General features: G+C 74.9%; 20 protein-coding genes. 17 read left to right on the top strand and 3 right to left on the bottom strand.

Annotated elements, in window-relative coordinates:
- Window positions 1–155 precede the first annotated feature (155 nt).
- The 15 genes from ABT093_RS33430 to ABT093_RS33500 all read left to right on the top strand — a co-directional run bounded on the left by ABT093_RS33430 (window position 156) and on the right by ABT093_RS33500 (window position 13,493).
- Window positions 156–521 carry an FKBP-type peptidyl-prolyl cis-trans isomerase gene (locus ABT093_RS33430; RefSeq protein WP_350570767.1) on the top strand — a complete coding sequence of 122 codons (366 nt, stop codon included), beginning with the start codon at window positions 156–158 and terminating at the stop codon, window positions 519–521.
- A 167-nt stretch (window positions 522–688) separates the two neighbouring features.
- Entirely contained in the window at window positions 689–1,669 is a 981-nt protein-coding gene (locus tag ABT093_RS33435) for a helix-turn-helix transcriptional regulator (RefSeq protein ID WP_350570769.1), read from the top strand.
- Window positions 1,670–1,742: 73 nt separating this feature from the next.
- Window positions 1,743–2,699: a helix-turn-helix transcriptional regulator gene (locus ABT093_RS33440; protein ID WP_350570770.1), complete on the top strand. Its 957-nt coding sequence runs from the start codon at window positions 1,743–1,745 to the stop codon at window positions 2,697–2,699.
- A 3-nt stretch (window positions 2,700–2,702) separates the two neighbouring features.
- Entirely contained in the window at window positions 2,703–2,933 is a 231-nt protein-coding gene (locus ABT093_RS33445; protein WP_350570771.1) for a hypothetical protein, read from the top strand.
- Between the two features lie 23 nt (window positions 2,934–2,956).
- A complete protein-coding gene (locus ABT093_RS33450) occupies window positions 2,957–3,136 on the top strand; it encodes a hypothetical protein (RefSeq protein WP_350570772.1) in 180 nt (59 codons plus the stop codon).
- A gap of 273 nt (window positions 3,137–3,409) precedes the next feature.
- Entirely contained in the window at window positions 3,410–3,706 is a 297-nt protein-coding gene (gene tatA / locus ABT093_RS33455; protein WP_350570774.1) for a Sec-independent protein translocase subunit TatA, read from the top strand.
- Window positions 3,707–3,824: 118 nt separating this feature from the next.
- Window positions 3,825–4,715: a twin-arginine translocase subunit TatC gene (gene tatC, locus ABT093_RS33460; protein WP_502884376.1), complete on the top strand. Its 891-nt coding sequence runs from the start codon at window positions 3,825–3,827 to the stop codon at window positions 4,713–4,715.
- Window positions 4,716–4,853: 138 nt separating this feature from the next.
- A complete protein-coding gene (locus ABT093_RS33465; protein ID WP_350570776.1) occupies window positions 4,854–6,020 on the top strand; it encodes an NAD(P)/FAD-dependent oxidoreductase in 1,167 nt (388 codons plus the stop codon).
- Between the two features lie 60 nt (window positions 6,021–6,080).
- Entirely contained in the window at window positions 6,081–6,401 is a 321-nt protein-coding gene (locus ABT093_RS33470; protein WP_350570777.1) for a (2Fe-2S)-binding protein, read from the top strand.
- The gene (locus ABT093_RS33475; protein WP_350570779.1) at window positions 6,382–7,845 is read left to right on the top strand and encodes an FAD/NAD(P)-dependent oxidoreductase; all 1,464 of its coding nucleotides are present in this window, start codon (window positions 6,382–6,384) and stop codon (window positions 7,843–7,845) included. Before ABT093_RS33470 ends, ABT093_RS33475 begins: the two co-directional genes overlap by 20 nt.
- A 177-nt stretch (window positions 7,846–8,022) precedes the next feature.
- On the top strand, window positions 8,023–8,886 hold the full coding sequence (locus tag ABT093_RS33480; RefSeq protein WP_502884377.1) for a dihydrodipicolinate synthase family protein: 864 nt from the start codon (window positions 8,023–8,025) through the stop codon (window positions 8,884–8,886).
- A 120-nt stretch (window positions 8,887–9,006) separates the two neighbouring features.
- Complete coding sequence (locus ABT093_RS33485; protein ID WP_350570781.1) at window positions 9,007–10,011, top strand: proline racemase family protein; 1,005 nt, start codon at window positions 9,007–9,009, stop codon at window positions 10,009–10,011.
- Window positions 10,012–10,066: 55 nt separating this feature from the next.
- A complete protein-coding gene (locus ABT093_RS33490) occupies window positions 10,067–11,431 on the top strand; it encodes an aldehyde dehydrogenase family protein (RefSeq protein ID WP_350570782.1) in 1,365 nt (454 codons plus the stop codon).
- Window positions 11,431–12,486: a proline racemase family protein gene (locus ABT093_RS33495; protein WP_350570784.1), complete on the top strand. Its 1,056-nt coding sequence runs from the start codon at window positions 11,431–11,433 to the stop codon at window positions 12,484–12,486. The genes ABT093_RS33490 and ABT093_RS33495 overlap by 1 nt, the downstream gene beginning before the upstream one ends.
- Window positions 12,483–13,493, top strand: coding sequence for an ornithine cyclodeaminase family protein (locus ABT093_RS33500; RefSeq protein WP_502884375.1), 1,011 nt, complete (start codon window positions 12,483–12,485; stop codon window positions 13,491–13,493). The genes ABT093_RS33495 and ABT093_RS33500 overlap by 4 nt, the downstream gene beginning before the upstream one ends.
- A 227-nt stretch (window positions 13,494–13,720) precedes the next feature.
- Here ABT093_RS33500 and ABT093_RS33505 read toward each other — a convergent pair whose 3' ends face one another.
- A complete protein-coding gene (locus ABT093_RS33505) occupies window positions 13,721–14,332 on the bottom strand; it encodes a TetR/AcrR family transcriptional regulator (protein WP_350570785.1) in 612 nt (203 codons plus the stop codon).
- A gap of 107 nt (window positions 14,333–14,439) precedes the next feature.
- Between ABT093_RS33505 and ABT093_RS33510 the strand changes: the two genes are divergently transcribed.
- Together ABT093_RS33510 and ABT093_RS33515 are read left to right on the top strand one after the other, a co-directional pair.
- Entirely contained in the window at window positions 14,440–15,330 is an 891-nt protein-coding gene (locus ABT093_RS33510; RefSeq protein ID WP_350570786.1) for an NAD(P)-dependent oxidoreductase, read from the top strand.
- A gap of 174 nt (window positions 15,331–15,504) precedes the next feature.
- Window positions 15,505–16,215 carry a GntR family transcriptional regulator gene (locus tag ABT093_RS33515; protein WP_350570787.1) on the top strand — a complete coding sequence of 237 codons (711 nt, stop codon included), beginning with the start codon at window positions 15,505–15,507 and terminating at the stop codon, window positions 16,213–16,215.
- 188 nt (window positions 16,216–16,403) lie between these two features.
- On the opposite strand, the gene ABT093_RS33520 is transcribed toward ABT093_RS33515, so the two are convergent.
- Complete coding sequence (locus tag ABT093_RS33520; RefSeq protein WP_350570789.1) at window positions 16,404–17,084, bottom strand: ABC transporter ATP-binding protein; 681 nt, start codon at window positions 17,082–17,084, stop codon at window positions 16,404–16,406.
- Entirely contained in the window at window positions 17,081–18,157 is a 1,077-nt protein-coding gene (locus ABT093_RS33525; protein ID WP_350570827.1) for an ABC transporter permease, read from the bottom strand. The genes ABT093_RS33520 and ABT093_RS33525 overlap by 4 nt, the downstream gene beginning before the upstream one ends.
- Window positions 18,158–18,210: the final 53 nt, after the last annotated feature.

The raw sequence follows: 18,210 nt of genomic DNA on the forward strand, positions 1-18,210 counted from the left end.
GGCGGGCGATTTGGGGGGGGGGGGTGCGGCCGGGCCGGGCGGGGGGGGGGGGGCCGGCCGGGGGGGGGGCCCCGCGGCCGGGGGCCCCCCCCCGGGGGGGGCCCCCCCCCCCGCCGCTTGGTCATGGACCGAACCAACCGTGAGATGAGGCACTAGTGAGCAAGCCCGAGATCGACTTCCCGGTCGGCGACGCGCCGACCGAGCTGAAGATCCGCGACATCACCGTCGGCACCGGTGAGGAGGCCAAGCCGGGCCAGGTCGTCGAGGTCCACTACGTGGGCGTGACCTTCGCGACCGGCGAGGAGTTCGACGCCAGCTGGAACCGCGGCTCGACCTTCAAGTTCCCGCTCGGCGGCGGCCGGGTCATCAAGGGCTGGGACCAGGGCGTCGCCGGCATGAAGGTCGGCGGCCGCCGCGAGCTGGTCATCCCGCCGCACCTGGCCTACGGCAACCAGTCGCCCAGCCCGCTCATCCCGGCGGGCTCGACCCTGATCTTCGTGGTCGACCTGATCTCCGTCTGAGGACGCTGATCGCCAGGGCCGCACCCCGCACGCGGGGTGCGGCCCCACGTCTTCGTGGACTCGGCTTTTGCAGTGCGTACCGCTACCGGTACGGTCGGTCCCGCCGGGTCCACGACGCCCCGGCGGGCGCACCCCGCGCGCTGCGCGGCACACCGGAAGGGTCAGCGATGGCGATCGCCAAGGCAGAGCGGCTGATGAATCTCGCCCTGTGCCTGATGAACACCAGACGTCCGCTCTCCAAGAAGGAGCTGCGGGAGTCCATCGAGGCCTACCGCGAAGCCTGGCAGCACAGCAGCGAGGAAGCCTTCAACCGGATGTTCGAGCGGGACAAGGACGACCTGCGCGAACTCGGACTGGTCATCGACGTCGACGAGAACGCCCTGGACGGCGAGCTCGGCTACCTCGCCCGCGCCGACCGCAACCGCCTGCCGGAGATCGCCCTGGACGCCGAGGAGGCGGCCGCGCTCACCCTCGCCGCCCGGGTCTGGCAGCAGGCCAAGATGAGCGGCGCCGCCAGCGGCGCGCTCCAGAAGCTGCGGGCCGCCGGCATCCCCTTCACCGAGACCGAGCGCCGCCCCGCCCTCGAACCGCGCATCCCCGCCCGCGAGGCCGCGTTCGAGCCGCTGCTCACCGCCGCCCGCGACCGCCGCCCGGTCACCTTCGAGTACCGCAAGGCCGGCGCCGCCGCCGTCGAGCAGCGCACCGTCGAACCCTGGGCCCTGGAGTGCTGGCGCGGCCACTGGTACCTGGCCGGCTGGGACCGCGACCGCGAGGACGCCCGGGTCTTCCGGCTCAGCCGGATCACCGGCAAGGTCCGCGCCCGCTCCGGTGCCTTCCTCGGCGCCGTCCCCGAGCACGTCGACGTGCGGGCCACCGTCGCCAAGTTCGCCGGTGAGGGCGCCACCGCCACCGCCGTGGTCCGGGTCCGCCGGGGCGCGGGCTTCCCGCTGCGCACCAAGGCGCTCGCCACCCGGCGGGCCGACGACAGCTGGGACGAGCTGGAGATCCCGTACGGCAACGGGCTCGGCGCCGACCTCGCCGAGTTCGGGCCGGACGTGCTGGTGGTCGGCCCCGAGGAGCTGCGGGCCGACGTCATCGACCGGCTGCGCGCGGTGGCCGGCACCGTGGTGGAGAGTGTGGACGCATGAGCGAGCGAAGCGAGCGGATCACCGGAAGGCGCGTCCTGTGCGCAGCGCCTGCCGAGCGTAGCGAGGTGGCCGCATGAGTAACGCGATCGACCAGACCCGGCGGATGCTGTCGCTGGTCACCTATCTGCGCGAGCGCCCCGGCGCCGAGGTGGCCGAGGTGGCCCGCGCCTTCGGCATCAGCGAGCGCGAGCTGATCGGGGACCTCAACGTCCTGCCGATGTGCGGCACCAGCTTCCGCGGCGGCGACCTGCTCGACATCGACACCGACGGCGAGCGGATCTGGTGGCACAACGTCGACGACGTCGCCCAGCCGCTGCGGCTGGCCGCCGACGAGGCGACCGCGCTGCTGGTGGCCGCCCGCGCCGTGGCCGGCCTGCCCGGCCTGCGGGCCGGCGACCGCGAGGCGCTCACCCGGGCCGTCGCCAAGATCGAGAACGCGGCGGGGGAGAGTGCCGAGGGCAGCGCCCGGGTCGGCGTCACCTTCGAGGCCGAGAGCCACGTCTTCGCCGACATCGACCGTGCCCTCAGCGAGGGCCGTCGGCTCTGGCTGCGCTACTACTCGCACGGCCGCGGCGGCATGACCGAGCGCGAGGTCGACCCGATCCGGCTGCTCACCGAGGGACACACCTACCTGGAGGCCTGGTGCCGGACCTCCGAGGACCACCGGATGTTCCGGCTCGACCGGGTCGCCGAGATCAGGGTCCTGGACGTCCCCGCCGACCCGCCCAAGCGCGAGCCGCGCGACCTCTCCGGCGGGCTGGTCAACCCCTCCGCCGACGACCCCGAGGTGGTCGTCGAGGTCTCCTCCGGCGGCCGCTGGGTCGCCGAGTACTACACCCACGACCGGGCCGAGGAGCTGCCGGACGGCGGTCTGCGGATCACCCTGCGCAGCGCCGACCCCTCGCAGCTGCGTCCGCTGGTGCTGCGGCTGGGCCGCGACGGGCGGATCGTCTCGCCGCCGGAGCTGGCGGAGCAGGCACGCGCGGCGGCGCTGGAGGCGCTGGCGCACTACGGGGAGGGGCAGGTCTGAGCCGTGGAGCCCGGTACCAGATTCAAGGTGTACTGCTCGGAGTGCCGGGAGAAGGTGGAGCTGCCGGTCGAGGCGTTCCGCCTCACCTTCGGCCGTACGGCGGCGCAGACGCACTACAGCTTCGGGTGCCCGCTGTGCGGGGCGGCGGTGCGCAAGCCCGCAGGGGAGAAGATCGTCGCGGCGCTGACCGGGGCCGGGGTGCGGACCATGCGGCTGGTGCCGGCCGAGGGGTGAGCGGGGCCCGCTAGGGTGGGGGCATGTCCTGGATGCTCGTCGCCGCCGTCCTCCTCGCCACCGCCGGCCTGCTGGTGCTGGGTGTCCTCGCGGTCCGGCTCTGGCTGGACGTGCGGGCGCTGGCGAAGGGCGTGGACGCCGCCTCGCGGGCGCTGGCCGAGGCGGCCGGCGACCTCGCGGCCACGGCGGCGGGCCGCTCCTGACGGGGCGCGGGCCGCGCGGGCCGGGCGTACGGGGCGTCCGCCCCGGCGCACGGAGCGCGGCGGCCCGCCGCCGACCTGCCGGCAATGTCGAACAGGGGGTACCGGGGGCTGCTGCGCGCGGGCGGTGGCGCGTTACGCTCTCAGATGGCTCCTGAGCGCGAACGGGGGCCGCTGTCCTGTTCGGGCGGCCGTCGTCACGGCGTCACCCGCAGCGGTTACCATCCCCGCAGCGGGCGGCCCGTCGGGTGCCGCCAAGACTGAAGGTGGTCGAGCATGCGGGTCTCGTTCACCGCGATCCTCCTGGTCGCGGTCATTGCCATTGTGCTCTTCGGGGCCAAGCGGCTGCCGGAGCTGGCGCGTTCGCTGGGCCAGTCGGCACGGATCCTCAAGAGCGAGGCCAAGGCGATGCGCACCGACGGCACCGCCGACGCCGCGGTGCCGCCCGCCCCGGCGGTCGCCGACGGCGGTACGGCGAAGACCATCCAGTCCGCTCCGGGCGCGTCCGCGACCGCCCGTCCGGTGAGCGAGCAGCCCGCCGGGCGGTCCGCGCAGGACGGCGGGGCGCGCTGAGCGCGCACGCGCGACCACTGGAGGCCCGTCGACCGGCGGGCCTCGACGCACGAGTTGAGGACCGGGGTTGAGCAAGCTCACCAAGGCGTCGAAGACGCCCAAGGATCCCGAGGGGCGGATGGCCCTCGCCGACCACCTGCGGGAACTGCGGAACCGCGTGGTCAAGTCGGTCCTGGCGATCGTGGTGATCACGATCGTCGCGCTGATCTTCCACAAGCAGATCGAGACGCTGCTGCTCAAGCCGCTGCCCCAGTGCACCCCGGACACCATCGAGTCCACCAAGGGCAGGTGCGCGCAGGTCTCGACCATCGGTCTGACCGCGGGCTTCAACTGGATGCTCAAGGTCGCCCTGACGGTGGGCGTGGTCGCCACCGTCCCGATCTGGCTGTACCAGCTGTGGGCCTTCGTGGCGCCGGGCCTGCACAAGCACGAGCGCAAGTACACGGTCATCTTCATGGCGTGCGGCGCGCCGCTGTTCCTGGCCGGTGTGACCCTGGCGATCCTGCTGCTGCCGCTGACCGTCGAGGTGCTGATCTCGTTCACCCCGGACGAGACCACGCCGATCCTGCCGCCGGCGGACTACTTCGACATCGCCACCCGGCTGGTCCTGGTCTTCGGCCTGGCCTTCGAGTTCCCGCTGCTGCTGGTCATGCTGAACCTGGTCGGCATGGTCACCGGCAAGCGGCTGCTGGGCTGGTGGCGCGGCATGGTGATGGGCATCACCGTGTTCGCCGCCTTCGCGACGCCCAGCGCCGACCCGCTCAGCATGCTGGCGCTGGCCGCGCCGATCTGGGGCCTGTACTTCCTCGCGGTGGGCGTGGCGATGGTGAACGACCGGCGCAGGGCCCGGCGCAACCCGGACCTCGCGCTGAGCGACGAGGAGGCCTCGGACGTCGACCTCTCGGTGGCACCGGTCGCCGGGGCCGAGGCGATCGAGGCCTCGGGCACCCCGAGCGCTTCCGCCCCGGTGCCGGCCGCCCGCCAGGAGCAGATGGACGACATCACCTGATCCGCCCGACCTTCTGAGACCCACCGGTCCCGGCCCCGGCCCGCCGCCTCCCAGCGGCGGGCCGGGGCTTTTCGGTGCTTTTCGCGGTTTTGGCCCGGCGGTCTTGGCAGGTTCGATGGCATGTGACATATTACTGACGTGTCCCACTCCCAGAGACTCCCCGACGTCGTGGTGGTCGGTGCCGGTGTCGTCGGTGCCGCCTGCGCGTACTACGCCGCACGGGCCGGCCTCGCCGTCGACGTCGTCGACCGCGGCCCGGTCGCCGGCGGCACCACCGGGGCCGGCGAGGGCAACCTGCTGGTCTCCGACAAGGAACCCGGCCCCGAGCTCGACCTCGCCCTGTACTCCACCGGCCTGTGGCGCGAACTCTCCGACGAGTTCGGCGCCGCCGTCGAGTACGAGGCCAAGGGCGGCCTGGTGGTCGCCGGCACGCCCGCCCGGCAGGAGGCGCTGCGCGCCTTCGCGGCCGCGCAGGCCGAGGTCGGCGTCACCGCCGAGGAGATCCCCGGCGAGCGGCTGAACGAACTGGAGCCGCACCTCGCGCCCGGTCTGGCCGGCGGGTTCCACTACCCCCAGGACGCCCAGGTCCAGCCCGCGCTGGCCGCCGCCCACCTGCTGCGCGCCGCCCGCCTCGCCGGGGCGCGGCTGCACCTCGGCGAGGCCGTCCGGGCCGTGCGGCTGGGGAGCGACGGCGCCGTGCGCGGCGTGGAGACCGAGCGGCGGCGGCTCGACGCGCCCGCCGTGGTCAACGCCGCCGGCACCTGGGGCGGCGAGCTGGCCGCGCTGGCCGGGGTCGGGCTGCCGGTGCTGCCGCGGCGCGGGTTCGTGCTGGTCACCGAGCCGCTGCCGCGGATCGTCCGGCACAAGGTGTACGCCGCCGACTACGTGGCCGACGTGGCCAGCGGCTCCGCCGCGCTGCAGACCTCGGCCGTGGTCGAGGGGACGCCCGGCGGGCCGGTGCTGATCGGCGCCAGCCGCGAGCGGGTCGGCTTCGACCGGACGCTCTCGGTCGAGGTGCTGCACCGGCTGGCCGCCCAGGCGGCCGCGCTCTTCCCGGTGCTGGCCGGGGTGAACGTGATGCGCGCCTACCGCGGCTTCCGTCCGTACCTGCCGGACCACCTGCCGGCGATCGGTGCCGACCCCCGGGTGTCCGGGCTCTACCACGCCTGCGGCCACGAGGGCGCGGGCATCGGCCTGGCCCCGGCCACCGGGCTGCTGATCGCCCAGCAGCTGGTCGGAAAGGAGCCGGACCTCGGCCTCGCGCCCTTCCGGCCCGACCGCTTCCCGGCCGAGGACGCCGCCTGAGGCCGCCCGCGCGGTCCGCCCACCCCACGATCGGCTCATGAGCTGAACGGAGATCCCCCCATGCGCCGTAGCCGCACCCCCGCGGAGCTGGTCCGGGCCGAGCCCGCGCCCGCGCACACCATCGACTTCGACGGCCGGCCCGTGCCCGCGCTGCCCGGGCAGACCATCGCCGCCGCCCTGTGGGCCGACGGCGTGCTCGCCTGGCGCACCACCCGGGTCGGCGGCAAGCCGCGCGGGGCGTTCTGCGGGATCGGCGCCTGCTTCGACTGCCTGGCCACCGTCGACGGGCGGCCCAACCAGCGCACCTGCCTGCTGCCGGCCGAGCCCGGCACCACCGTCACCACCCAGGAGGGCCACGGCCGTGCCGACCTCGACGTCTGAGCCCGCGAACGGCTCCGGATCCGCCGCCGACGCGCGGTACGACCTCGCGGTGATCGGCGCCGGTCCGGCCGGCCTCGCCGCCGCCGTGACCGCCGCGGACCTCGGGCTGCGCTGCGCCCTGGTCGACGCCGGCCGGAGCACCGGCGGGCAGTACTACCGCCACCCCGCGCCCGGCCTCGGCGCCAACCGGCCCGACCGGCTGCACCACGGCTGGTCCGTCTACACCGGCCTGGCCGACCGGCTCGCCGTCCACCGCGAGACCGGCCGCGTCCGGCTGCTCTCCGGCCACCAGGTGTGGGCGCTGGAGCGCGCCGGCGACGGCGACTGGCGCCTGCACGCCACCACCGGACCGGACGCCGACGACCGGGCCACCGTCCGGGCCGCCGCCGTCCTGCTCGCCACCGGCGCCTACGAGCGGCAGCTGCCCTTCCCCGGCTGGACCCTGCCCGGGGTGGTGACCGCCGGCGGCGCGCAGGCCATGCTCAAGGCCGGCCTGGTGCTGCCCGGCCGGCGGATCGTGGTGGCCGGGAGCGGCCCGCTGCTGCTCGCGGCGGCCTCCTCCCTGGTCACCGCCGGTGCCGAGGTGCCCGCGGTGGTCGAGGCCACCGCGTACCTCGGGTACGCCCGGCGCCCCGGCGTCCTGGCCGCCGTCCCGGCCAAGCTGGTCGAGGGCGCCGGGCACGGCTCCGCGCTGCTGCGGCACGGCGTGCGGCTGCGGCCGCGCAGCGCGGTCGTCGAGGCGCACGGCACCGACCGGGTCACCGCCGTCACGGTGGCCCGACTGGACGCCGACTGGCGTCCGGTCCCCGGCAGTGAGCGGCGGATCGAGTGCGACGCGCTCGCCGTCGGTCACGGTCTGATCCCGCAGATCGAGCTGGCCACCGAGTTGGGCGCGGCCACCCGCACCACGCCCGACGGCACGGCCGCGCTCAGGGTCGACGCCCGCCTGAGGACCACCGTCCCCGGGCTCTGGGCGGCCGGCGAGACCTGCGGGGTCGGCGGCGCCGACCTGGCGATCGCCGAGGGCGAGCTGGCCGCGCACGCGGTCGCCGACCGGCCGGTGCGCACCGCGCTGCTGCGCAGGCGCTCCCGGCTGCGGGCCTTCGCCGAACTGATGGCCGCCGCGCACCGGCCCGGCCCGGGCTGGACCGACTGGCTGCGGGAGGACACCGACGTCTGCCGCTGCGAGGAGGTCCCGGCCGGCCGGATCCGCGAGGCGGTGGACGAGCTGGGCGCGGGCGACGCGCGCACCGTCAAGCTGCTGACCAGGGCCGGAATGGGCTGGTGCCAGGGGCGGATGTGCGGTGCGGCGGTCGCCTGCCTGGCGGGCGGCGCGGACCGTGCGGAGGTCCGCGCCGACAGCCGGCCGCTCTCCTGTCCCGTTCCGCTCGGACAACTCGCGGCCGAGCAGGACGGGCGGAACGAGCAGGACGGGGAGGACTGAGGTCCTTCCGGTTCCGGACCGGGGCCCGATCGGTCCCGGCCCGGGCCGGTCCGTCCGAAATCGCCCGGCGAGGGCCCTTGTCTCCGCCGCGCGCCCTCTAATAAAATGTCACACCTCACCAAGGAGTCACCTGTGTCCCAGACCCTGCACGACACCACCCGGCCCTGGCGCGGCATCATGGTCGCCACCACGCTCCCGCTGCGCCCGGACCTCTCCGTCGACTACGACGCCTACGCGGAGCACGTCCGCTGGCTGATCGAGTCGGGCTGCGACGGCGTCGTGCCCAACGGCTCGCTCGGCGAGTACCAGACGCTCACCGCCGAGGAGCGCGCCAAGGTCGTCGAGGTCGCCGTGGAGGCGGCCGGGGACGGCTCCCGGGTCATGCCCGGTGTCGCCGCCTACGGCAGCGCCGAGTCCCGCCGCTGGACCGAGCAGGCCGCCGAGGCCGGCGCCGGCTCCGTGCTGCTGCTGCCGCCGAACGCCTACCGCGCCGACCGGGCCGCCGTCCGCGCGCACTACGCCGAGGTCGCCAAGGCCGGGCTGCCGATCGTGGCCTACAACAACCCGATCGACACCAAGGTCGACCTCGTCCCGTCGCTGCTCGCCGAGCTGCACGGCGAGGGCTCGATCGTCGCGGTCAAGGAGTTCAGCGGTGACGTCCGCCGGGCGTACGAGATCGCCGAGCTGGCCCCTGGCCTCGACCTGCTGATCGGCGCCGACGACGTGCTGCTGGAGCTGGCCCTGGCCGGCGCGGTCGGCTGGATCGCCGGCTACCCGAACGCGCTGCCCGAGGCGAGCGTCGCGCTGTACAAGGCCGCCACCGCCCTCGACCTGGGCACCGCGCTGCCGCTGTACAAGGCGCTGCACCAGCTGCTGCGCTGGGACTCCAAGACCGAGTTCGTCCAGGCGATCAAGCTCTCCATGGACATCGCCGGCCGCCCCGGCGGTCCGACCCGGGCCCCGCGCCTGCCGCTGACCCCGGAGATCGAGGCGGCCGTCCGCGCTGCCACGGAGAAGGCGCTGGCCGAGGGCCTCGCCTGATCCGAACCCCGTGATTCCGGTGTCCGGGACGGCCGGCTGCGGCGGCAGCCGGCCCCTGGACCGGAACCCGGCACGGAGCGCCGTCCACCACCCGCCCACCACCCCACGGAGCGTCAGCAGATGCGCAGCCGTCACGTCTTCCACGCCGTCGACTCGCACACCGAGGGCATGCCCACCCGGGTCATCACCGGTGGGTTCGGTGTGATCCCCGGCGCCACCATGGCCGAGCGCCGGGTGCACTTCCAGCAGCACCTGGACGAGTTCCGGACCCTGCTGATGTACGAGCCCCGCGGCCACGCCGCGATGAGCGGCGCCATCCTGCAGCCGCCGACCCGGCCGGACGCCGACTGGGGCGTGCTCTACATCGAGGTCTCCGGCCTGCTGCCGATGTGCGGCCACGGCACCATCGGCGTGGCCACCGTGCTGGTGGAGACCGGCATGGTGCCGGTCGTCGAGCCCGTCACCACCGTCCGGCTGGACACCCCGGCCGGCCTGGTGATCGCGGACGTCGCGGTGGAGAACGGCGCGGCCAAGGCGGTCACCATCCGCAACGTGCCCTCCTACTCCGTGGCGCTGGACCAGAAGATCGAGGTCCCCGGCCACGGCACGGTGAGCTACGACCTCGCCTACGGCGGCAACTTCTACGCGATCCTGCCGCTCGCCGAGTTCGGCCTGCCGTTCGAGCGGGAGCGCAAGCAGGAGATCCTGGACGCCGGCCTGGCTCTGATGGACGCCATCAACGCCGGCCCGGACCGCCCGGTGCACCCGGAGAACCCGTCCATCCACAGCTGCCACCACGTCCAGCTGCTCGCCCCCGGCTCCACCGCCGAGCACTCCCGGCACGCGATGGCCATCCACCCCGGCTGGTTCGACCGCTCGCCCTGCGGCACCGGCACCTCGGCCCGGATGGCCCAGCTGCACGCGCGCGGCGAGCTGCCGCTCGACCGGGACTTCCGCAACGACTCCTTCATCGGGACCACCTTCATCGGCCGCCTGGTCGAGGAGACCGAGGTGGCCGGGCGTCCGGCGGTGGTGCCGACCGTCACCGGGCGGGCCTGGGTCACCGGCACCGCCCAGTACTTCCTGGACCCCAGCGACCCGTTCCCGGCCGGCTTCCTGCTCTGAGCCGCCGTCCCTCCCGCTCCCCCCTCCCGTCGAATCCCCCGAAGGGCTCCCCGCAGTGACGATCCGTTCGTACAACCCCGCCGACCCCACGGACCTCGTCGCCGAGGCCCCCCGCCCCGGTACCGAAGCCGTCGAGGCCGCCGTCGGCCGCGCCCGGACCGCGCAGACCGGCTGGCTCGCCGCCGGCGCTGGCGCCCGCTCGGCCGCGCTCACCCGGGTCGCCGAGGCGATCGAGGCGCACGCCGAGGAACTGGCCGAGCTGGTCGTGCGCGAGGTCGGCAAGCCGATCGCCGAGGCGCGCGGCGAGGTCGCCCGCACCGCCGCGATCTGGCGCTACTACGCGCAGGCGCCGTACGCGGCCTCCGGCGAGGTGCACGAGACCGCCGGCGGGCCCGGCCTGCTGCTCACCCGCCGCCGCCCGTACGGGGTCGCCGGGCTGATCACGCCGTGGAACTTCCCGCTGGCGATCCCCACCTGGAAGGCCGCCCCGGCGCTGGCCGTCGGCAACAGCGTCGTCCTCAAGCCCTCCTCGGAGGCGATCGGCTGCGCCCTGAAGCTGGCCGAACTGGTCGCCGGGGCCGGGCTGCCCGCGGACGTCTTCACCGTGCTGCCCGGCGGCGGTGCCGAGGGCACCGCGCTGGTCGGCTCGGCCGACGTGGTCTCCTTCACCGGCTCCACCGGCGTCGGCCGCCAGGTCGTCCGCACCGCCACCGAGCGCGGCACCCCGGTGCAGGCCGAGCTCGGCGGGCTGAACACCGGGATCGTCCTGCCGGACGCCGACATCGACCAGGCCGCCGCCCACCTCGCCAACGCGATCGCCGGCTACGCGGGCCAGAAGTGCACCGCCACCAGCCGGGTGGTCGCGGTCGGCGCGGCGTACGAGCCGCTGCGCGCCGCCCTGGTCAAGGCGCTCGCCCAGGTCGACGACACCTCCTGCGGCCCGGTCATCAACGAGGCCACCCGGGACGAGATCACCGCGGCCGTCGCCTCCGCCCGGGAGGCCGGCGCCGAGGTGCTGACCGGCGGCGCCGCGCCCCAGCGGGACGGCTGGTACCTGGAGCCGACCCTGGTCGCCGGGGTGCCGGAGGACCACCCGCTGCGCCGCGAGGAGTTCTTCGGCCCGATCGCCCTGCTGCACGAGGCGGCTGATCTGGACGAGGCGATCGCGCTCGCCAACGACACCCCGTACACGCTGTCCGCCTCGGTGCACACCCGGAACCTGGACGCGGCGCTGGCCGCCGCCGACCGGCTCAACGCGGGCATGATCCGGGTCAACGCGCCGTCCAGCGGCGTCGACTTCCACCTGCCGTTCGGCGGTGCCAAGGGCGCCAGCCACGGCGCCCGCGAGCAGGGCCGGGCGGCGCTGGACTTCTACACCCAGAGCCGCACCGTCACCCTGCTGCCGGGCGGGGGTGCCTGATGACGGCCCCCACCGACGGCGAGGTCCTGCACGTCGACACCGTCGACTACCACACGGCCGGCGAGCCGTTCCGGATCGTGGTCGCCGGCGCCCCGGCGGTCCCCGGTGACAGCGTCGCCGAGCGGCGGGCCATCGCGATCGGCGCCGGCGGCACCGCGACCGCGCCCCGGCCGAGCACGCTGGACGACGTCCGGCAGCTGCTCACCCGCGAGCCGCGCGGCCACGCCGGGATGTACGGCGGCTTCCTGGTGCCGCCGGACGACGACGAGGCCGACCTCGGTGTGCTGTTCTGGCACAAGGACGGCTACTCGACCGCCTGCGGCCACGGCACCATCGCGCTCGGCGCCTGGGCGGTCGACTCCGGGCTCGTCACGGCGCCCGACTACGGCGTCGCCCGGGTGCGGATCGACGTGCCCTCCGGCCGGGTCACCGCGCTGGTCCACCGGGCCGCCGGGCGGACCACCGGGGTGACGTTCCGCAACGTGCCCTCCTGGGTGAGCGAGCTGAAGCTGCCGGTGGAGACCTCGCGCGGCACCGTCGAGGTGGCCGTCGCGCACTCCGGCGCCTGCTACGCCTCGGTGCCGGCCGCCGCCCTCGGCCTCTCGGTGAGCCTCGGACAGCTGCCCGAGCTCACCGCGATCGGACGCGAGATCCGGGCCGCGCTGGCCGGCACCGAGGCGGTGCGCCACCCGGTGGACCCGCGGCTGTCCGGCGTCTACGGGGTCATCCTGTACGACGAACTCGCCTCGGAGAACGGCGGGCTGAACCAGCGCAACGTCACCGTCTTCGCGGACGGCCAGATCGACCGCTCGCCGTGCGGCTCCGGCACCTCGGCCCGGCTGGCGGTCCTGGCCGCCGAGGGCCGTCTCGCGCCCGGCGCGGAGCTGCGCCACGAGTCGATCGTCGGCACCGTCTTCGGCGGGCGGGTGCTGGCCGGCGGCGACCCGTGGGGCGACGGCGTGGTCACCGAGGTGACCGGCACCGCGCACCGCACCGGCGAGCACCGCTTCGTACTCGACCCGCAGGACACCCTCGGTACGGGGTTCCTGCTGTGAGCGGGGACCTGAGGACGTTTCCGGCCGCTGCCCCGGCCGCCGTCCCGGCCCCGGAACCGCCCGGCGCGGCGACTGAGCCGCTCCAGTCCGCCGCGCCGGGCCCGACCGGCGTACTCACCTCGGCCGCCATCGGGCTGACGCCCGCCGAGGCGGTCCGGGCGCTGGAGCAGGTGCTGCTCGACGGACTGGACCCGGAGGCCGCGCCCGCCCGCTCGGCGGTGCCGGTGCCGGCCGGGGAACTGCTGATGATGCCGGCCGCCTCCGCCCGCTACACCGGGGTGAAGATCGCCGGCGTCGCCCCCGCCAACCCGGCCGCCGGGCTGCCCCGGATCACCGGCAGCTACCTGCTGCTCGACGGTCCGACCCTGCAGCCGCTCGCCCTGCTGGACGGCATCGGACTCACCTCGCTGCGCACGCCCGCGGTCACCGCCGTCGCCCTGGACCGGCTGGCGGTGCCGCAGGCCGGGCACCTGGTGCTGTTCGGCTCCGGCCCGCAGGCGTACGGCCACCTGGACGCGCTGCTCGGCATCCGCCCGCTGACCCGGGTGACCGTGGTCGCCCGCAGCGAGCAGCCCGCCGAGGCGCTGGCCCGGTACGCCCGGGCGCGCGGCCTGGACGCCGCCGTCGGCACCCCGGCCGACGTGGCCGGGGCCGACCTGGTGGTCTGCTGCACCACCGCGCGCACCCCGCTGTTCGACGGCGCGCTGGTGCCGGACCACGCGGCGGTGGCGGCGGTCGGCTCGCACGAGGTGGACGCGCGGGAGGTGGACGAGGTGCTGGTCGGCCGGTCCGCGCTCTACGTGGAGGCCCGCTCGGTCGCGCTGCGCGAGGCCGGCGACCTGCTGATGGCGGGCGTGACCGGCGCCGACACCCTGTGGAACCTGGCCGAGCTGGTGCGCGGCGAGGCTCCGGTGCCGACCGACCGGCCGAGGTTCTTCAAGAGCGTCGGCATGGCCTGGGAGGACCTCGCGGTCGCGGCGGAGGCGTACCTGCGCGACACGCCCTGAAACTCCGGCCGGCACGGGTTCGCTGTGGGGCCCGACGCCAGGGTGCCGGCGCCTCGGCGCTGCGCCGGCACCCACCCCCCCGTAACCCATTGCCCTGGACGGGGGGCGTCGAAGTGACCGGCCGGAACGACGGCCGACGTGGTGGGACGGGATCCCCCGCCACGTCGGCCGTTTTTTGCGTCTGCGCGCCCTTGCGGGTTGCCAGGCCTGTTCGCGCTCGCGTCTGCTCAGGCCCGCGGCCGGTAGGTGCCGATCAGGCGGGCCAGGTGGCGGCCGGTCAGGTGGAGGGGCTCCTCGCTGCGGGCGACCTGGGCGGCGAGTTCGGCGCCCTCCAGGGTGTTGATGACGGTGGCGGCGAGTTCGCGGGCGTCGGCGAGGGCGATGCCCGAGCCGTGCAGCTTCTCCTCGACGATGGCGCGCCAGTGCGCGAACGCCTCGGCGACGGCCTGCTCGATGACCGGGGCCCGGCCGACCGTCTCCAGGGCGGTGGTGGTGATCGGGCAGCCGTCCTGCCAGTCGGAGGCGCGCAGGGCCTCGGCGAGCAGGCGGGTGCAGGCGGTGATCGCCTCGCCCGGGTCGGCGGCGCTGTCCAGCCCCTCGCGCAGCATCGCGGCGAACTCCTGGTCCCCGTGGCGGATCGCCTCGGCGGCCAGTTCCTGCTTCCCGCCCGGGAAGAAGTGGTAGACGGAGCCGAGGGTGGCCTCCGCCTCGCGGGAGATCTGCTTGATGCCGGTGCCCTCGAACCCCTGGCGCTGGAGCAGCCGGGAGGTGGCCCGGACGATCCGCTCGCGGGTGCCGGTGGTGGTCTTCACGGGGTTCACGGAGTTCGCGGAGTTCACGGCGGCGAGTCTAGCCGGTGGATTGAATAGAGCGTTCGTTCCAGTGCTGTGCTAGCGTCACCTCCTGGATAGAGCGTTCGTTCTAGTCGCCTTCGGAGGGGATCCCCATGTCCGTCACGCCGCAGCAGCCCAGCAGCAAGCCGTCCGTCACCCTGATCGGCCTCGGCCCGATGGGCCTGGCCATGGCCGGCGCCTACCTCGACGCCGGATACCGCGTCACGCTCTGGAACCGGACGGCCGGACGGGCCGGCGGCCTGGTCGCCCGCGGTGCCGTGCTCGCGCCGAGCGCGGCCGACGCGATCGCGGCCAACGAGCTGGTGGTGCTCAGCCTCACCGACTACGACGCGGCCTTCGCCGTGCTGGCCGCCGCCGAGACGGAGCTGGCCGGCAGGGTCGTCGTGAACCTCGGCTCCGACACCCCCGAGCGGGCCCGGGAGGCCGCCCGGTGGCTCGCCGAACGGGGTGCCGGCCACCTCACCGGCGGGGTCCAGGTGCCGCCGTCCGGGATCGGGAGGCCGGAGTCGTCCACCTTCTACAGCGGCCCGGTCGAACTGTTCCGTCGGCACCGCGCCGCGCTGGAGGTGCTGACCGGCGCCGACTACCGGGGTGACGACCCGGGGCTCGCCCAGGTGTACTACCAGATCCAGATGGACCTCTTCTGGACCTCGCTGGCCGGGTACCTGCACGCCACCGCCGTCGCCGAGGCCAACGGCATCCCGGCGGACGAGTTCCTGCCCCACGCCGCCGCGACGGCCGCCTCGCTGCCGGGCTTCCTCGCCTTCTACGCGCCGCGGATCGCCGCCGGGAACCACGAGGGCGACGTCGACCGGCTCGCGATGGGGCTGGCCAGCGTCGAGCACGTACTGCACACCGTGGAGGCCTCCGGGGTGGACGGCGCGCTGCCGCGGATGCTCGCCGACACCTTCCGGCGGGGCGTCGAGGCCGGGTACGGGGCGTCCAGCGCGAGCAGTCTGGTGCGGCTGTTCAAGGGGGAGTGAGGCGGGGGAGCCGAAGCAGTGGGCCGCCGACCGTTGTCACCGGGCGGCGGCCCTGTCACCATGGGTCCGGTCACGTGTCGAGATCGCTGACGTATCATCCGAATCACGGAATGTTGCACACTCAACGTAACGTGACATTGTACGCTGGTGTTCTGCACTCACCGGAGGAACACCATGGCCGACCTCAAACCCCGCACCCTGATCTCCGTCCAGGAGCGGCTGCGCGACCAGGTCGCCCACGCCCTGCGGGCCGCCCTGATCTCCGGCGAGCTGCGCCCCGGCGTCGTCTACTCCGCGCCGGCCCTCGCGGCCGACTTCGGCGTCTCCGCCACCCCGGTCCGCGAGGCCATGCTGGACCTCGCCCGCGAGGGCCTGGTCGAGGCCGTCCGCAACAAGGGCTTCCGGGTCACCGAGCTCACCGAGCGGGACCTCGACGACTTCACCGAGATCCGTGCCCTCATCGAGGTCCCGACCGTCGGCCGGGTCGCCCGCACCGCCAACGCCGACCAGCTGGAGGCGCTGCGCCCGCAGGCCGAGGCGATCGTCGCCGCCGCGGGCAAGCAGGACCTCATCGGCTACCTGGAGGCCGACCGCCAGTTCCACCTCGACCTGCTCGGCCTGGCCGGCAACACCCGCCTGGTCGAGGTCGTCGGCGACCTGCGCAAGCGCTCCCGCCTCTACGGCCTCAACCGCCTCGCCGAGCGCGGCGAGCTGGTCTCCTCGGCGGAGGAGCACCTGGAGCTGCTCGACCTGATGATCGCCGGCGACGCCCCCGCCGCCGAGTCCTGCATGACCCGCCACCTCGGCCACGTCCGCTCCCTGTGGGCCGAGGACGAGCAGCAGCCCGAGGAGTCGCGCACCGGCCTGCGGCTGCGCTCCCGCTAGGCGGTGGACCGCCCGTTCGGGTGAGAGTGCCGCGACCGGGGGGAACCGGGCCCGAGTCCACCGACCCGCAGGACGGCGAGCACCGGGTGCACGCCGTCCACCACCCCGGGCGGACGTTCGTGCTGCCCGAGTCCATCGGGGCGTCGGTGCCCCTGTCGGTGGACGACGTGCTGGCCGCCACGAAGTGGTCACACCGCGGCGGGGACCGTCAGACGGCCGTCGTGGACTTCGGCGACCTGGTCGACGGCGGTCAGGTGGGTGCGGTCGTGGGTGACCAGGACGGTGGCGGTGGCGCGCTGGTGGGTGAGGGTGGTGAGCAGGTCCAGGACGGCGGCGCCGCGTTCGTGGTCGAGGGCGCTGGTGGGCTCGTCGACCAGGAGGACGGTGGGGTCGTTCATCAGCGCGCGGGCGATGTTGACGCGCTGGCGCTGACCACCGGAGAGCTGGTGCGGGCGGCGGCCCGCCTGGTCGCGCAGGCCGACGGCGTCCAGCAGCTCCAGGGCCCGGGGGAGGGCGGTGCGCGGTGCGCGGCCGTCCAGGTGGGCCATCACCTGCAGCTGCTCGACGGCGGTGAGCGAGGGCAGCAGGTTGGGCTGCTGGAAGACGATGCCGATCCGGTCGCGGCGCAGCGCCGTCAGCGCGGTGCGGCTCAGGCCGGTGGTGTCCGTGCCGTCCACCACCACCCGGCCGGAGTCGGGGGCGATGAGCGTCGCGGCGACCGCCAGCAGGCTGGACTTGCCCGAGCCGGACGGGCCCACCACGGCGGTGAGCGTGCCCTTCGGGACGGTCAGCGAGACGTCGTCGAGGGCGGTCAGCCGGCCGTCGCCGTCCGGGTAGGTGAGGGTGACGTGGTCGAGAAGAAGGGTCATCGGGCGCTCCCCAGGGCGGTCAGCGGGTCGACGGCGGTGATGCGGCGGACGGACAGGGCCGCGCCGACCGCGCCGAGCGCGATCATGACGACGGCGGGCACCAGGACGGTCGGGGCGTCCAGGACGAACGGGACGGCGGAGCCGATCAGCGCGCCGAGGCCGGCGGCGACGGCGGTGCCGAGCGCGGTGCCGAGCAGCAGCAGGACGACGGCCTGTCCGAGCGCGTCGCGCAGCAGGTAGCGGGTGGAGGCGCCGAGCGCCTTGAGGACGGCGATGTCGCCGCTGCGCTGGATCGTCCAGACCGTGAAGAACGCGCCGATCACCAGGGCGGAGATGGCGAACAGGAAGCCCCGCATCAGCTGCAGCGAGCCGTTCTCGGAGGTGTAGGAGCCGATCGCGGCGAGCGCGTCGTCCCGGGTGCCGGTCTCGGTGCCGAGCGCGGCGTCGGCGGCGTCCAGGTCGGCGTTCTCGTCGGTGGTGAGCGCGACCACGGTGGCGTGGCCGGCGCCGCCCGGGGCGGACTGCTGCCAGTCGGCGAGGGTGGTCCAGACGACCGGGGTGTGGCTGTAGGAGGCGTCACCGGAGACGGCCGCGACCGTCAGCGGGTGGCCGGCGACGGTGAACGCGTCGCCGGGGTGCAGCCCGCCGAGGTCCTCGGCGGCGGTCTGCGACAGCACCGCCCGGCCCGGGGAGAGGGCGGAGCCCTGCGGGGCGAGCGTGGAGCCGTCGGGCGTGCCGAAGACGGAGACCGCGGCGGTGCGCGGACCGGCCGCCGCCTTGGTGGTGGCGATGCCGAGCGGCTGGGCGTCGGTGACGCCCGGGGTCCGGGCCCAGCCCTGCCACTGCTCGGGGGTGACCTGGGAGTCGGTGAACGACAGCTTCTGCCCGTCGGCGGGCCGGCCGAAGGCCAGGTGGTCGGCGGGCAGGCCGGTGATCGCCGAGATGTTCTGCCGGCCCAGCCCGGCGGTCAGGCCGGACAGCAGCCCGACCAGCACCGTGATCAGTACGATGACGGTTCCCATCAGGGCGAACCGCCCCTTGGCGAACCTCAGATCCCTCCAGGCGACGAACACCACAAGCCCTTCCGCTCGATCCACTGCGACACTGACGAGGTTCGTCGAAAGAG

The sequence above is a fragment of the Kitasatospora sp. NPDC002551 genome (assembly GCF_040296005.1).
In the GTDB taxonomy this organism is placed as follows: Bacteria; Actinomycetota; Actinomycetes; order Streptomycetales; family Streptomycetaceae; genus Kitasatospora.

Bases quoted from the DNA above. Each gene is read 5' to 3' on its own strand.
- tatC (WP_502884376.1), top strand. From the start codon at position 3,825: ATGGCCCTCGCCGACCACCTGCGGGAACTGCGGAACCGCGTGGTCAAG.
- ABT093_RS33520 (WP_350570789.1), bottom strand. From the start codon at position 17,084: ATGACCCTTCTTCTCGACCACGTCACCCTCACCTACCCGGACGGCGAC.
- ABT093_RS33485 (WP_350570781.1), top strand. From the start codon at position 9,007: ATGCGCAGCCGTCACGTCTTCCACGCCGTCGACTCGCACACCGAGGGC.
- ABT093_RS33470 (WP_350570777.1), top strand. From the start codon at position 6,081: ATGCGCCGTAGCCGCACCCCCGCGGAGCTGGTCCGGGCCGAGCCCGCG.
- ABT093_RS33480 (WP_502884377.1), top strand. From the start codon at position 8,023: ATGGTCGCCACCACGCTCCCGCTGCGCCCGGACCTCTCCGTCGACTAC.
- ABT093_RS33435 (WP_350570769.1), top strand. From the start codon at position 689: ATGGCGATCGCCAAGGCAGAGCGGCTGATGAATCTCGCCCTGTGCCTG.
- ABT093_RS33440 (WP_350570770.1), top strand. From the start codon at position 1,743: ATGAGTAACGCGATCGACCAGACCCGGCGGATGCTGTCGCTGGTCACC.
- ABT093_RS33510 (WP_350570786.1), top strand. From the start codon at position 14,440: ATGTCCGTCACGCCGCAGCAGCCCAGCAGCAAGCCGTCCGTCACCCTG.
- tatA (WP_350570774.1), top strand. From the start codon at position 3,410: ATGCGGGTCTCGTTCACCGCGATCCTCCTGGTCGCGGTCATTGCCATT.
- ABT093_RS33515 (WP_350570787.1), top strand. From the start codon at position 15,505: ATGGCCGACCTCAAACCCCGCACCCTGATCTCCGTCCAGGAGCGGCTG.
- ABT093_RS33450 (WP_350570772.1), top strand. From the start codon at position 2,957: ATGTCCTGGATGCTCGTCGCCGCCGTCCTCCTCGCCACCGCCGGCCTG.
- ABT093_RS33495 (WP_350570784.1), top strand. From the start codon at position 11,431: ATGACGGCCCCCACCGACGGCGAGGTCCTGCACGTCGACACCGTCGAC.